11 protein-coding genes are annotated in these 14691 nt (G+C 51.7%); 2 read left to right on the top strand and 9 right to left on the bottom strand.

The annotated features are described in order from the left end of the window. Nucleotides 1–4: 4 nt before the first annotated feature. The 8 genes from J1836_RS07085 to J1836_RS07050 form a co-directional block, all read right to left on the bottom strand. Complete coding sequence (locus J1836_RS07085) at nucleotides 5–646, bottom strand: hypothetical protein (RefSeq protein ID WP_207250377.1); 642 nt, start codon at nucleotides 644–646, stop codon at nucleotides 5–7. Continuing rightward, nucleotides 643–1710, bottom strand: a complete 1068-nt coding sequence (locus tag J1836_RS07080; RefSeq protein WP_207250376.1) for a DUF3616 domain-containing protein — start codon at nucleotides 1708–1710, stop codon at nucleotides 643–645. Before J1836_RS07080 ends, J1836_RS07085 begins: the two co-directional genes overlap by 4 nt. 18 nt (nucleotides 1711–1728) lie before the next feature. Beyond that, a complete protein-coding gene (acuI, locus tag J1836_RS07075) occupies nucleotides 1729–2712 on the bottom strand; it encodes an acrylyl-CoA reductase (NADPH) (RefSeq protein ID WP_207250375.1) in 984 nt (327 codons plus the stop codon). Nucleotides 2713–2714: 2 nt separating this feature from the next. Continuing rightward, nucleotides 2715–3707 carry a quinolinate synthase NadA gene (gene nadA, locus J1836_RS07070; RefSeq protein ID WP_242632832.1) on the bottom strand — a complete coding sequence of 331 codons (993 nt, stop codon included), beginning with the start codon at nucleotides 3705–3707 and terminating at the stop codon, nucleotides 2715–2717. A 56-nt stretch (nucleotides 3708–3763) separates the two neighbouring features. Next, complete coding sequence (locus J1836_RS07065; protein WP_207250373.1) at nucleotides 3764–5011, bottom strand: DNA cytosine methyltransferase; 1248 nt, start codon at nucleotides 5009–5011, stop codon at nucleotides 3764–3766. A gap of 112 nt (nucleotides 5012–5123) precedes the next feature. After that, entirely contained in the window at nucleotides 5124–6809 is a 1686-nt protein-coding gene (locus tag J1836_RS07060; protein ID WP_207250372.1) for an AIPR family protein, read from the bottom strand. Between the two features lie 3 nt (nucleotides 6810–6812). Then, nucleotides 6813–8102, bottom strand: a complete 1290-nt coding sequence (locus J1836_RS07055; protein ID WP_207250371.1) for a DEAD/DEAH box helicase — start codon at nucleotides 8100–8102, stop codon at nucleotides 6813–6815. Between the two features lie 74 nt (nucleotides 8103–8176). Beyond that, the gene (locus tag J1836_RS07050) at nucleotides 8177–8995 is read right to left on the bottom strand and encodes a spermidine synthase (protein WP_207250370.1); all 819 of its coding nucleotides are present in this window, start codon (nucleotides 8993–8995) and stop codon (nucleotides 8177–8179) included. A 130-nt stretch (nucleotides 8996–9125) separates the two neighbouring features. Between J1836_RS07050 and J1836_RS07045 the strand changes: the two genes are divergently transcribed. Next, a complete protein-coding gene (locus J1836_RS07045) occupies nucleotides 9126–10670 on the top strand; it encodes a PD-(D/E)XK nuclease domain-containing ATP-binding protein (protein ID WP_207250369.1) in 1545 nt (514 codons plus the stop codon). After that, nucleotides 10667–11020: a YkgJ family cysteine cluster protein gene (locus J1836_RS07040; protein ID WP_207250368.1), complete on the top strand. Its 354-nt coding sequence runs from the start codon at nucleotides 10667–10669 to the stop codon at nucleotides 11018–11020. The genes J1836_RS07045 and J1836_RS07040 overlap by 4 nt, the downstream gene beginning before the upstream one ends. A gap of 4 nt (nucleotides 11021–11024) precedes the next feature. On the opposite strand, the gene J1836_RS07035 is transcribed toward J1836_RS07040, so the two are convergent. Further along, complete coding sequence (locus J1836_RS07035) at nucleotides 11025–14468, bottom strand: PPi-type phosphoenolpyruvate carboxykinase family protein (RefSeq protein ID WP_207250367.1); 3444 nt, start codon at nucleotides 14466–14468, stop codon at nucleotides 11025–11027. Nucleotides 14469–14691: the final 223 nt, after the last annotated feature.

Below are 14691 nucleotides of genomic sequence, written 5' to 3'. Positions count from 1 at the left end.
GGAATTATATTCCAGATTGGTCAACCCCATGTTTATACACAGAACTTTGCAGAAAACCATCCATCTCGCTTCCCAATCTTTCCCTATTCTGGGTCGCATCAGGTTCTACCGGTTTTTCAGGAGCGGGCAACGTAATCTCAGGTGGTGCAGCTTGTTGTCCATCGGGTTTCAGGTCTGGTATAGCGCCAAATGACGGTAAATCCTGAAAAAACTGCTGGAAGAATTCATCATTCAACGGGCTGTTTTTGAAAAACGGATCATCGAACGGATCTTTACCACCGAACGGTGAATGACCAAACGGAAAACCGTTGCCAAAAACATTACCAAACAAGGCATCCGGCCTCATTTCCAGTGCCTGCAACACGGCCTGCTTGCGCTCTTCCGGCAAGTCCACTTGCGCCAGTTGCTGACGGATTTCTTCCTTGCTGCCTTCAAAAGTGAACGTGCGGGTAGCGTTGGCCTGATCCTGATAATTGATTTCCGCGTGGAAACGCCCATCCGATAAGGTGTAGACCTGCACGGCCTGCGACTGTAGCTGAATATTGGAGGTAATGGGCGGGTGCTGGTTCTGAAACGAGTCATTTGCCCAAGTGAAACTGCTCAACAGGGTCGTCACCATCCATGCTAAAAGGTGTTGTGCTTTCATATACCATGCCTCAAAATCGTAAACACATCCCCCAACACCCCATCCTCCCCACGCTTACGCCCTGCTGCTGCATTGTCATATACCACCAACAACGCGGTTGCGTCGTTACCTTGCGTGAATAAACACAACCCCTCAGCGTGATCATTCCCATGACCGTGCGGAATGTCCGCCACCACCTCCAGCACAACACGGGGAATCAGGCTTTCCGCATCCGGCTTAGCCCCGCCCTGCCAACGGTAAACCCGTACCGGGCCATCCAGACTCATGGTCGGCCCTGCCAAGATCAGCAAATCCTCACCTTGCACGCACAAATCGCGGATTCCCAAACCATCCAGTTGCAGGAAATGCTTGCGGTAGGGACGATCCTCCTCGCCGATACGCGCCAGTTTTAGCACGGTGGGATCGCCGTCATCTTCCACACACTCGATTTCCAACAACACCGCCCAGCCGCGTAATACTGGCCCGCGCAAACCGAGGAACAGTCGCTTGCCAATCACCGCCAGACCTTCCACATCAAAGCCGTTATCTTTGCCGGGGATTTTCAGGAAAGGCTTCAAGTGTGGGTCATCGTGCAAAGCTTCCATCAGCGCATTGCCGTTGGTGTGCAGCGGCAACTGTGCGCCGGATGCTTGCAGTGTTGGAACGCCATCAACCGCGTTCAGCGGAATGCGGGCAATCAGGTAACGGTTCGGGTCAGGCACAATCCTCACCAGCCGTTCAATACCTTTTTCGGTGGATTTGTCCGACTGCGGCTTCTTGCGCTTGAGGCTGTGCGAACCCACCACCCACAAATAACCGTCGTGGTACGCCAAGCCTTCCACATCGACTTCGTTATCGTCTGCATCCGCCGCGACCGGCAATGACAAATAATCGTGCAAAGCAAAGCGGGTATGCGCGGCGTACAGCGGATTACCATCCGCCTCCGAGCCTTGGTAGCTGAGGCGTTCCAGATGAATGCTTTCGTCGTTGGCAACCCACAACGTGTCGCCGATTTGCACAATGGCAGACAGCGCGTCGCGGCATTCCAGCGCGGACGGGGCGAAGGTGAAGTGGACAGCTTTCATGCAGATTTTTCCGTTACCTTACAAATTCAAATTAACCAACAACCGCCCCTGAATCCGCCCTGCCAGAATATCTTTAGCCGCTTGCGGCACTTCCTCCAACGCAATCGCGCAACCCAGCTCGGCATACGCACTCGGTGGCATCGCAGCAGCAAGACGTTCCCACACCTTCACGCGCCGTTCCTGCGGGCAACTCACCGAATCCACCCCGCGCAAACTCACATTACGCAAAATAAACGGCATCACCGTGGTATTCAACTCGAAACCACCTGCCAAACCGCACGCTGCCACCGCACCACCGTACTGCATTTCTGCCAGCACCCGCGCCAAGGTACTGCCGCCCACCACATCCACTGCACCTGCCCAGTTCTGGCTTTCCAACGGATTAGCGGGGCGGCTCATTTCTTCACGCGAAATGAATTCTTTTGCACCCAAACCCGTCAGAAAATCTTGCGTCTCAGGACGACCCGACACCGCCACAACGTGATAGCCGAGTTGCGACAATAGCAATACGGACACGCTGCCCACACCACCCGCAGCACCTGTCACCACCACTTTGCCGGAAGCGGGTGTCACGCCCGCCTCTTCCAACGCCATCACGCACAACATCGCGGTAAAGCCCGCCGTGCCAATAATCATCGCTTGCTTCGCATCCAATCCCGTAGGCATCGGCACCAGCCAATCCGCTTTCACGCGAGCTTTCTGCGCAAAGCCACCCCAGTAACGTTCGCCTACACCCCAGCCCGTGAGGATCACCTGATCACCCGGTTTGAAACGCTCAGAAGCCGATTCCGCCACTGTTCCCGCAAAATCAATCCCCGGAATCATCGGAAATTTGCGGATAATTTTGCCCGTACCTGTGACTGCCAAACCGTCTTTGTAGTTGAGCGAGGAATAGGCAACGTCGACCAACACCTCACCTTCCGGCAAGTCAGCAACGTCAAGGCGGCGTACTTCCGCGTGGGTTTTACCTTCGACTTGGCTCAGTAATAATGCTTTGAACATAATCAGCCTCCTTTGCGCATTTTTGCGAAATCCAACATCCGCTGCGTCGACGTTAATGCCTTCACGCGGATTTCCTCATCGACAAAAATCTCGTTATTGCCGGTTTCCAACACTTGCAGCAAATTGTGCAAACCGTTCATCGCCATCCACGGGCAATGCGCACAACTACGACAGGTTGCGCCTTCGCCCATTGTCGGCGCAGCAATGAACTCCTTGCCCGGTGCGGCTTGCTGCATCTTGTAGAAAATACCGCTGTCGGTTGCCACGATAAAACGCTGCTGCGGCAAGGTTTGTGCCGCCTTGATCAGTTGCGACGTCGAGCCGACCGCATCCGCCAACTTAATGATTTCTTCCGGCGATTCGGGGTGAACCAGAATGCCCGCATCGGGGTATTTCTCGATCAGCTCACCCAGAGCGCGGGATTTGAATTCGTCATGCACCACGCAAGCCGCTTGCCACAGCAACATATCCGCACCCGTGAGGCGCTGGATATAACGCCCTAAATGCTTATCGGGTGCCCAAAGGATTTTCTTGCCCTGCTCATCCAGCCACGTCACCAAATCCACCGCAATGCTGGAGGTGACAACGTAATCGGCACGCGCTTTCACTTCCGCGCTGGTGTTGGAATACACCACCACGGTACGGTCGGGATGTTCGTCACAGAAGGGGATAAATTGGTCGGCAGGGCATTCCAAATCCAGCGAACATTCCGCTTCCAACGTTGGCATTAGCACGCGCTTTTCGGGGTTCAGAATCTTCGCGGTTTCGCCCATGAAACGCACGCCCGCCACGATCAAGGTTTTCGCGGGGTGTTCATTGCCGAATTTCGCCATATCCAACGAGTCGGAGACGTAACCGCCGGTTTCTTCCGCCAATTCCTGCAAATCGCGCTCGACGTAATAGTGGGCAACCAACACAGCGTCTTGCTCTTTGAGCAGGCGTTTGATTTTGTCTTTGACCACCGCTTTTTGTTCGGGCGTGTAATGCGGGTTCATGGACTCGATCAACGCGGTGGGCGGAACTTTGATGATGGGGATATTGAGGGGTTTGGTCATACGAGATTCTCAGCTTCAATACTATTTAATAATGCAATCAGGCTTCTGCCTATCGCCCATGCTAAATTAACAGGTACAGCATTACCAATTTGCTTATATTGACTGGTGACTGGACCAGAAAAATGCCAAGCATCGGGAAATGTCTGAATGCGTGCATATTCTCTCACCGTCAACGGACGATGCTCTTCAGGATGACAGCGTTCTGTTTGTTTTTGTGCAGGGCTGCATGTCAAGGTGAGGCTCGGCGCATTCCACGCTAAACGCCGCGCCATACCCATTTTACCACCACCGAGAAAGTAACTACCCTGCATATATTCACGCTGTAACTCATCAGGTAAATCACGCCAATACCCACCCTGTGGCACTAATTTAAGAATTTCCGCCTTACGTTTTGGGTATTTTTGCCCTTCAGAAACAGGCACATCATCGGGATACAACTCACCTGCTTGCAACGCATCTTTCAATGTAAAAATGCGCTTATAGGGAGAAGGCCATTTAAATGCCGCATTAGGCAGTAAATCATTACGAATTCCGACCAGCATTAAACGCTCACGTTTCTGAGGCACTTTATAAAAGATAGCTTTTAACACGTGCGGTTCAATTAACGTATAACCTAAATCCGCAATCACCGATTTAATAGCCGCAATAGTCTTACCATTATCGTGTTCCAACAATCCTCTAACATTCTCACCCAAAAATACGCGGGGCTGGCACTCCTTGATAGCGCGTGCAAATTCAAAAAACAATGTACCGCGCGTATCTTCAAATCCCAATTGATTGCCCGCATACGAAAAAGCCTGACAGGGAAAACCGCCTGATAAAAAATCAACACCCTTAAAGGCTGTGAAGTCGATACCACATACATCGCCTTGCACTACATTCCAATGTGGACGATTCTTTCTTAACGTGTCACAAGCATGTTTGTCTAGTTCATTCAACGCCAATGCTTTAAAACCTGCTTGCTCCAAGCCAATCGCCAAACCACCTGCTCCGGCAAACAGTTCAATCGAAGAAAAATCCCGTAGAGGTTTCACTTGTGCTTCTGCGTCCCACGTAGAATTTAACATAGCTTGGATAGGCGCAAAATCTCTCAATTGCTCAAGTAAATATTTTTTATCGCCCAAGGCATTGTAAATGGGCGTTATTTTTCCATTTTTTTCCCATGACGCTAGCGTCGACTTTGACACCGATGCAATATCAGCCAATAGATTAGCGTCAATACTTTGATTACAAGGTGAAATCATAAGTTGCTGTTAAAGTCAGCAAGGTCAATCTGGAAGCGATATTTTAGCACCGTGTGTTTAACATGCTGAAATATATCGTTGTCACTAATAGAACCTAGATGATACTGTTGCATTAACGCTCTCCTTCTTTTTTTGAAATTTCTTTGAAAATACCATCCAAAAGATCACCACGGCGAAATGTAGCCGAAAGTTGTTGCAATGAAATTACGCGCACACCGTATAACATTTCAAGCGAAATTTTTATTGAAGTGATAGCTTCAAACCAAATATCCTTCTGCTGATTGTTGAGGGCATTAATAACTTCAGCTAAGTTTCGATGATCTATATTTAGACATGCCCTCATTATCACTGCACCTATAATCATTGCAATATAATGTGATGCATAAGGTAAGAATTTAGGAGCACCTGCTTGACCTGCACGCTTTTTGCGTTCAGCTTCCACAAAGCGAAATATCAATACCGCCAAAATCGCTTCGGCAGCATTCAAATCATCAAAGATGGTGTGATACAACTTCCCGAAGTGTTCACCACGCAAGAACTTCGCCTGATGCGGTTTCTGCCGCCAAATCGCTAACACCGCCTCAGCCACCATACTGCTAGTGATAATGTTCGCACCTGAACCCGTATCATCGCGCTGGCGTTTATAAGTATAGCCCAACTCCGCCATGCCTATTTCCAATTGCTTCTGGATAGCATCGTTGGAACGTAAATCCCGCAAATCCACCGGATTCTGGCTATTGGTCGCATAGGTAATATCGTTCACCAACTCGTGATCGTCTTCCGCCAGCTCATACAGCCGCAATAACACATAGATATTGCTAAACTCTTCATGCGGTAAACCCTTCAAAGTCTGTTGGATGGTTTTGCACGTCTGCCCACCATTGATGACCTGAATCCCCTCAACCCGCACCTGAAAGTTTTCACCTTGCAAGGCATTATGCCGAAACTTACGGCAAATCATGGTAATGCCATTATTGAAAAAATAGAAATTTTCACGCTTACTCGCATCTTGCAAGGTTTCGTGAATCGCAGCATTCACCCGATTATTTCGCATCCCCAAATAACGGCGAATATTGCGTTCCAGCAATAAATCATGATGCCGTTCAAACAGTGCCGCAATTTCAGTAATCGGTACTTTGCTAATTAACACCCGTCGAAAGTTAAAATCTTCAATAATCGCTTTGCCATGCAATTGAATACTGTCATCCACCGATTTCTTACGCTGCAATACCGCGATAATCTCATCGTGATTGATATGTACCCATTGCACTTGATCAGCCGTATAGCCAGATTGTGTTATCCAATTGTCCGCAGCCTGCGTCCAACGTGCACCGTTATTGCACAACACCACCCGCACATTCGGAATATAACCATCCCGAATCAATGAACGAATTTCTTCAATACGCGGCTTAATACGCGGATTCATCAATACCTGTTTATCGGGATCAAACAAGGTCGCCACGGTTTGAAGCGCATGTTTCACACCGTTTTCAGGAAAGTTGGCTGTGCCTTGCAAATCTTTGTGTTTGTACTTGCCTTGAAACAGAGTGACGGTAAACTCGCCATCGTCCACATCACTAAAGTGCAACGCATCGACCCCGACATCGTTACCGCCCTCCGTCAGTAATTCCGCCGCCGCATCCAGTGGCAGCTCCAACGCAGTACTCACGCACAATAAGACAAACGCCAGCGAACGTTGCTTGCTCTCATCTTTACCGACGATAGGCTCAAGCAAGCCAACATGCTCCTTGAGGATACCCGTAAGGCGTTGATCAACAATGCTGGCATTGATATTCATAACTTAACGCTTTTTACCTTTGTTGCCATTGGTGCTTTTCTTAGCTGCCGCAGCTTTCTTGGCAAGTTTTTTCTTTTTACTGCCTGCCGCTTTGCCGGAGGCTTTGAGTTTTTGAGGGCCGGTGTACGTGCCTACCAAGCCTTCGATGGTACGCCGATTGAAACGCTGTTTCAAAAACCGCTCAATATTCACCATTAAATTCCATTCGGAACTTTGCACGAGGGTAATTGCCGTGCCCTTCGCATCGCCACGCCCGGTACGCCCAATACGATGGATGTAATGCACGCCCGTGCGCGGCACATCCACATTGATCACCAACTCCACGCCCGCAATATCCAAACCTCGCGCCGCAAGGTCAGTCGCAATCAAGGCTTTAATCGTGCCATCACGGAAAAACGCCATAATACGGTTGCGCTCTTTCTGATCCATATCGCCGTGCAATACGCCGCAACGCACGCCTTTGGCTTGCAAACCACCGACCAAACTATCCGCACGCGCCCGACTATTGGTGAAAACCACCGCTTTCTCAAACGTTTCATTCAGCAGCAACCACGCCAGCAAGCGTTGTTTGTGCACAGCATCGTCGGCAATAATCACCTGTTGCTCAAGGTTTTCATGCTCGTCTTGCAGCGTATTCAGGCGCAACATTTCCGGTTCACGCAGCAGCTTCTCGGCGATTTTGATCATGCCATATTGCTGAAGCGTGGCAGAAAATAACAACGTTTGACGCTCTGGATTACACGCCGCCGCAATGGTTTCCAACTCTTGGCTGAAGCCCATTTCCAGCATCCGGTCAGCTTCGTCGAGGATCAGCACTTCCAGACGCGAAAACTCCGGGGTTTGCGCTGCCATCAATTCCAGCACACGCCCCGGCGTGGCAATCACGATTTCGGCATTGTTGAGCAGCATGTTTTGCTGCACGCGAAAATCTGCCCCGCCCGTAATCAGCCCTACTTTTAGCGACGTGAATTCCGCCAATTGCAGGCATTGCTGGTGAATTTGCTTCGCCAATTCGCGGGTCGGCACAAGTACCAATGCCCGCGTACCAAAATACTCAGACGGATTTGCCAGTAAATGGTGCAGAGTCGGCAGCAAAAACGCGGCGGTTTTGCCACTGCCCGTTTCGGCACTGACCAGCAAATCGCGACGCGTCATGGCGCGAGGAATCGCCGCTAACTGCACGGGGCGGGGTTGCACGAAGCCCATTTTTTGCGCGGCTTGCAACAGCGGTGCGGCGAGCGCGAAGTCAGCAAAAGTGGGGGAAGCCTGTTCCGGCGCGAGTGCTTGTTCCATGTATCGTGATTCCTTGCTGCCATGACGGGATGTCGTGACGATGTTGCCCCCGATTGTACGGCATTTCACGCGCATCAGGGGACAGGTGCAAAATTTTCCAACAGAAAAGCCAACTGGGTACGTGTTTTCAATTCAAAGGCGGCGATGTCTGCCTCAAACAGTGCCTGCGGGCGATTCAGCCCTGACTTTCCGGCATAAAACACGTAGTTACCGCCCGGTACGGTACACACCAGCAGCACCTTGAAATACTGTTTAAGGCTGCGAAAAAAGAAACTGTCGGCAGGCGGTAATTCGTGACAATTGATCACCAGCCAGCCATCAGGCGAGAGCACGCGGCGGCTTTCGTGGAAAAATTTCTGTTGCATCTGAAACGGGTCGGCACGAATCGCGTGGTACATATCCGCGAAAATCAGGTCGGTGGACGCGCTGGGTTGCTCCACAATGTAATCGCGCCCGTCAGCGACGGCGATAGCAATGCGTTCCGAGGTGGGGATACCAAAATAATCTTGCGCGATTCCCGCCACGGCAGCGCGTAACTCCACCGCTTGGATGTGCAATTCGGGGTTAATACTGTGCGCCGCCCGCACTAAACATCCACCGCCTAAACCAAACACCGTGACATGCGCAGGCTCACCCAACGCCAGTCCTAACAACATCGCCCGTGTGTAATCGTGTACCAATCTATTGGGGTGATGCAAATCCATGCGGCTTTGTTCGTAGAGAGAATCAAACGACAACACTCGTTGTCCGTCGTGATCCACCACCAAGACTTTACCCCACGTATCGTATTGCTGATGCACGAGAATATCGCCTTCAAACATCACAAAGCTATCGACACCATAAGACCCACTGAACAAAATCAGCGGCTTTTTCAACAGGTCTTTGAAACTCATCTTACGCGCCATCAGAATAAAAGCTCCATGATAGGAAGGTGAGCATTATAGTCCAAGGTGTATCATGGGAACTTAACCAAATGCTACCGTGCTATCCTAAACCTATCACCACTGAAAATAGAGCATCGCCATGTTGCAACGCCTACCTGTTGGTATCCAAACCTTTTCCGAACTTCGCAGCCGTGACTGCTTGTATGTGGATAAAACCGAAGCGATCCACCACTTAATCACGCTGGGGAAATACTTTTTCCTGTCGCGTCCGCGCCGCTTTGGCAAATCGTTGCTGCTTTCCACCATCAAGGAAATTTACCAAGGTAATCGTGCCTTGTTCGACGGCTTGTGGATTGCGGATCAGTGGGATTGGGGCAAGGTACATCCAGTCATTCATCTATCATTTGCCAGTATGGGCTACCGCGACTTGGGATTGGATGCGGCTATTCGCTTGCAATTACAAAGCCTTGCCAACGATTACGGTATCCACTCGGATAACAGCGGTAGCATTGCCCGCATCTTCGCCGAATTGCTGGAAAAACTCGCCAAACAACACGGCAACGTCGTACTGCTCATCGACGAATACGACAAACCGCTGATCGACTACCTCGACGATATTCCGCAAGCCAAAGCCAACCAACAGGTGATGAAAACCTTTTACTCGGTACTCAAAGACAGTGACCCGCATCTGGAGTTTTTGCTGATCACGGGTGTATCGAAATTCAGCCGCGTGTCGATTTTTTCCGATTTAAATAACCTGTTCGACCTGACGATGGACTACAGTGCGGCCACCTTGTTGGGCTACACACAAACCGAATTAGAGCAGTATTTTGAACCCTACATGCCCGCCGTGCAAAAGCGTTTGAAGGTTGATCGTGAAACATTACTCGGTCAATTACGTTATTGGTATAACGGCTATCGGTGGGATTTAGAATCCTCGGTTTACAACCCGTATTCGATTTTGAGCTTTTTCCAAGCGCAAGCCTTCCGCAATTTCTGGTTTGAATCGGGCACGCCCACGTTTTTGCCCAAGCTAATGCACCGCGATAAGGTCTATCGGCTGGATAAATTCAAAGTCGATGAATTAATGCTGGGTAATTACGATCTGGAAACCTTGCAATTGATTCCGGTGATGTTCCAAACGGGCTATCTGACCCTGCAAAGCCAAGACAAGCACGGCATGTACTGGCTGGACTACCCCAACCGTGAAGTCCGCCGTTCCATGCTGATTTTCCTGATGTCGGAATGGGCGCATGTCGAGCCAGCCTATGCCACGCCAATGGTGGCACAACTCAATGATGCGTTTGATGATAATGACGTACCGGCAGTGATTGAGGTCATGAAAACGGTGTTCAAGAAAATCCCCTATCAGATTTTCATTAAAGATCGCGAGGCGTATTACCACAGCTTGATTTACCTGACCTTCTTTTATTTGGGGCAATTCGCCCAGGCAGAAGTGAACGAGAATAACGGGCGGGTGGATTGCGTGGTAAAGACTCCCACGCATATTTACATTCTCGAATTCAAGCTAGATAAAACGGCACAAGTGGCAATGGCACAAATTAAAGGACGCGATTATGCAGGTGCATTCCGCGACGACCCGCGCCCGAAAGTGCTGGTCGGCATTAATTTCAGCAGCGAGTTGAAAAGTGTGGATGATTGGGTGATGGAAGTAGCACCGTGACCGATAACGACCAAAAAATCCGCTATTTCCGCCAACACATTCCGACCTTTGCGTGCGTCCCCGGCTGTCACGATTGCTGCGGCCCCACCACCACGTCCAGCGAAGAAATGGCACGCTTGCCGGAAAAAAGCGAGGCAGAACACGATGCCGCGCTCGCTGAGTGGCGTTGCCCACACCTTGGCACAAACGGTTGCCAAGTGTACGCAGAACGCCCGCTGATTTGCCGCCTGTTTGGTACAACCCCACGTTTGGCTTGCCCGAATGGGCAACGCCCCGCCGTGATGATTGGCCCCAAACTAGAACGGCAAATCATGCGTTTTTTCAAGGAAACCCGCCAAGTATTGGTGTGAGCGGCTACAACAAATCCGCCCCAATCGTGCCGCGCAAGCTCTCCAGATACCCCGCCGTGCGAATCCGCGCCAACTTGTCCTGCGCCTGTTGCAACCGTCCGGCAATATCCAGCCGTTCCGCCACATCCTGATGGGTTTCCTTGGCAAGGAACGCTTGCAGATACGCGCAATGGCGTTCCCACAATGCCGCATCGCGCTGTTGCTTGGTTTCCAACCGTTGCTGATACCAGTCGGATGCCAGCAACGCCTCGCGGGTAAACAATGCGCGAATGTCGGGATGATGCGCATCCCTACCCTCGTACTGTCCCGTTGCCATGATATGCAGCAAGGCTTTCAGCGGCGGGCAAGCATCCTCAATACTGCCATCATCCAAATACGCCTGCGCCACTTGTTGCTGCGCTTCGACAATATTATTCACCCCATCCACAAACACATCCATGCCTTGCGTTTCGGGTTTGAGGATGTCTTCGCCGAATACCACCGCCGGATTGTCGAAGATTTTGCCCATGAAGGTGGCAACAAAGCGGTCAGTAATCCGATACCCCAAGCGGCTGGCCTGCACCCATTGCCCGTGATGCTCGAAATCACTCAAGGCTTCCAGATAACCGTGTTCGATCAAATACGCCGGATCGCGCTCGTTTTCGCGCAGCCGTGACCAAATTTCGGGAATCAGCAAACTGATGTCGTGGTCAACGCGCAAATTCGCGCCGATATAGCCTGCCGCGCTGGAAAAACCTGCATAGCCGCTGATCATGAACGACACCAGCGCATTATTCAGATCCGCCGTGGTGCGCAAAGCGTTGAACGGTGCTTTGGTCAACGCACCTTCACTGCCCGCCCCTGTGGTAGAGGGCGATTTGCCGGTCACGCTACAGATGAAATCCATAAACAGTTCCGGCAATTCCTGATAATGGATCGGGTTGAACACCGCCAACGGACGGATGCCTTTGCCCGGCGGATTGTTGCGCCGCCCGGTCAGCACCGCATCCACCGGTGTCATCAACGGCTGATCCAACGGCACGCGCCGCAGGAAACGCGCCCCCATTTCCGCGATGTATTTGCGCATCGGCTGCTGCAAGTCAGGGCGAATTTGCAGGTAACGCGGGTTCTCGCTGGGCTTGCCATTCACCAAACGCGGGTTGGCGGAGGACACTACGTATTCGCCGGATTCATGTGCGGCTTGCAGCAAATTCGCCATTGGCGCGGTGTATTTCTGGAACTCGACCACATCCTCAACGATTTCGGTGAGGTTATCGCCCTTGAGCGGCTCGAAATTGGCAATGAAGTTGCCCGGTTGTGCCATGTCGAACTCAGTTTGCTTGTCGAAACCGCGATGAATCGCTTCATCAGGGCGTTGGAACAGGCGATATTCGCAGTTTTTCACCAATTTGACGCTAGGGTTGGAGGATTTCGGCGAACGGTTGGGCAACTTGTCCGCGCTCACCACTACCGACGCGCTAATGTCGTCTTCCATCTGCACTTTTTCGGTGGCGATGAAATCTTGGCGGACTTTGTAGGTGCGCCAGTTGCCGCCTTTGCCCAAACCGACCCGCAAATACGACGCCACCAAGTCGCGTCCGTTGTGTTTAAGCGCGTTCCCCGGCATTCCGTTGATCACGTCCACCGAGAAATGCTTGCGCCAATCCTTGCCCCATTCCGGTTTATACATGCGCTTGATGATGAAAGCTTGCGACAAAATCCGCGCCGGAATTGCCGACAGCCACGCATTGTAGGCATCGGTATGGCTGGGTGATGGGGTAAACAGCTTAATCACCGAGCCAAGGCTGCGTTCTTCGCTGAGCGGTTGACGGGAAGGGTCACGGTCTTCGTCTGCACATTCGGGCTTGAAGCGGGTGCTGTAATCGTAGTCGAAAATCGCCGCGACTTGATCCATATCCGTCTCGAAATCTTGCACGAATACCGGGCCGTAAATCACCGCATCATTCAACGATTTGGAAATTTCTGACTTGCCGCCGCCGGATACGGTGCAAGGCTTGTGGCAGAACGTGCCTTCCGCATCCGTGCCGATAATCCGCCAGCTTGGAGCCGAGGGGTGTTTCTGCATTTCGGTCTTGTAGCCGTTGGGCTGCATATAGACTTTATTGGGGCGCAATTTGAGGCTGTGTTCGCCCGTAGCATTTTTCCAGCGGATGCTTTGGGTGCGCAAATCCATGCGGATGTCGAGCGGCAAATAGATCACGTCGGGGTGGGCTTTGTCGATGGCGTAGCCTTCGGGCTGCACGTCCATTACCGCGCCAAATTGCGCCACCATGCTGTCGAAATTGTAAACGTCGGGGCGTTTGCGGGTGCGGCTATCCGTGCCGTATTCTTCACCGTGGTTGCGGCGTTGGAAGGCGAGTGCACCGCCTGCGTGTTCTTCTTCAGCCAGCCCGAACAGGTTGGCGGAATAGCTGATCTGGGTTTTGACTTCTTTCTTGCAATAGCCGTAATAGTTGTCGGCGAGGATGGTGACAATCACGCCGCGTTTGTCGCGTGCCACAATTTTGAAAGCACTGCCGTCGTTGTAACGCTCACCTTCCTCTTTCCAGCACATACCGTCTTTGCGCTGGCGTTCCGTGGCTTGATCGTAGTGCGGCAAACCGAGTTCTTGCTTGGTCAAGCGGGTCAAGTGCGGGGCAAGAATCACGCAGCCGGTATGCCCTGTCCAATGTTCTACGTCAAGCGCGGCATCGTGTTTGGGTAGGTAGGGGTTGCCTGCATTGCCGAAAATGCTTTCGACGAAATCGAGGTTGCTGACCAGATTGCCGGGGGCAAAAAAGCGGATTTCCATGCTTTTTTCGGCTTCGCTACCGGGAATTTCCGGGCAGACTACGGGGCGCAATAATAGCGATACGAACAGACGTGCTTTGTGTTCTTCATTGGCGGTAAAAGGTAGTGCCAGCAAGTCGTCCGGCGGATTGAGAGCGTGTTGCAACATCCGCGCATACGCTATTTTCGGCACGGCCTTTTTATCACCGGGAATCGGCAAGCCACCTTCGGCAATGTGGAACGAGCCTTTGGTGGTGCGGCGGTCATTCGCGGGGTTGTGCAAAATGCCTTGCTTAATGCGGTAGCTCGATACGATGTCGGATTTGAATGCATCGCCGTCAGAAGGCAGCGAGAGTTCCCGCGCCACCCCGTAGCGGTCGAGGACAATGCTATTACCGGGCAGGCGTACTTTTTCCGCACCACAATCCGCGAGGTAGCTGTCGAGGAAATCTTGAATACGCTGGTCGGCGGGGCAAAGGTAGCCTGCTAATAGACGGTTTTTTTCGCGGTAACTGGCGAGCAAATCGTCAGCGATGGAAAGGAATTCGTTGTCTCCGGCATGGGAGGCGGGTTGCCCGGTGGAGGAAAGCTTGAGGTTGATGTAAAGCTGTAAGCGGCGGCGTTCGGCATCAGTGTCTGGGCGTAACTTACCCAAACCCAAGGATTGTTCCATGTTCATGTGGGGCGGCTCTCTTTGGTGTGCTAACTGTGGGTGGTTTTGGGGCAGAGATTACCGACAAGCGGTGTAGAGTTCCATATCCCACTTGCATGGGTGAGGATTAGGGAAGCCTCTGCACCAAACCTGCACCCACCTCCACCGCTTTTCCACACCGCCCCCATCAATCCTCCATTACCGTTCTTTATCATGGCAAGCAATCCGTCACTAGAATAAGGAACTGTTT

This window comes from Thiothrix fructosivorans (assembly GCF_017349355.1).
In the GTDB taxonomy this organism is placed as follows: Bacteria; Pseudomonadota; Gammaproteobacteria; order Thiotrichales; family Thiotrichaceae; genus Thiothrix; species Thiothrix fructosivorans.
Note: the sequence above shows the minus strand (reverse complement) of the source record. Positions and strands in the feature narration are given on the sequence as shown.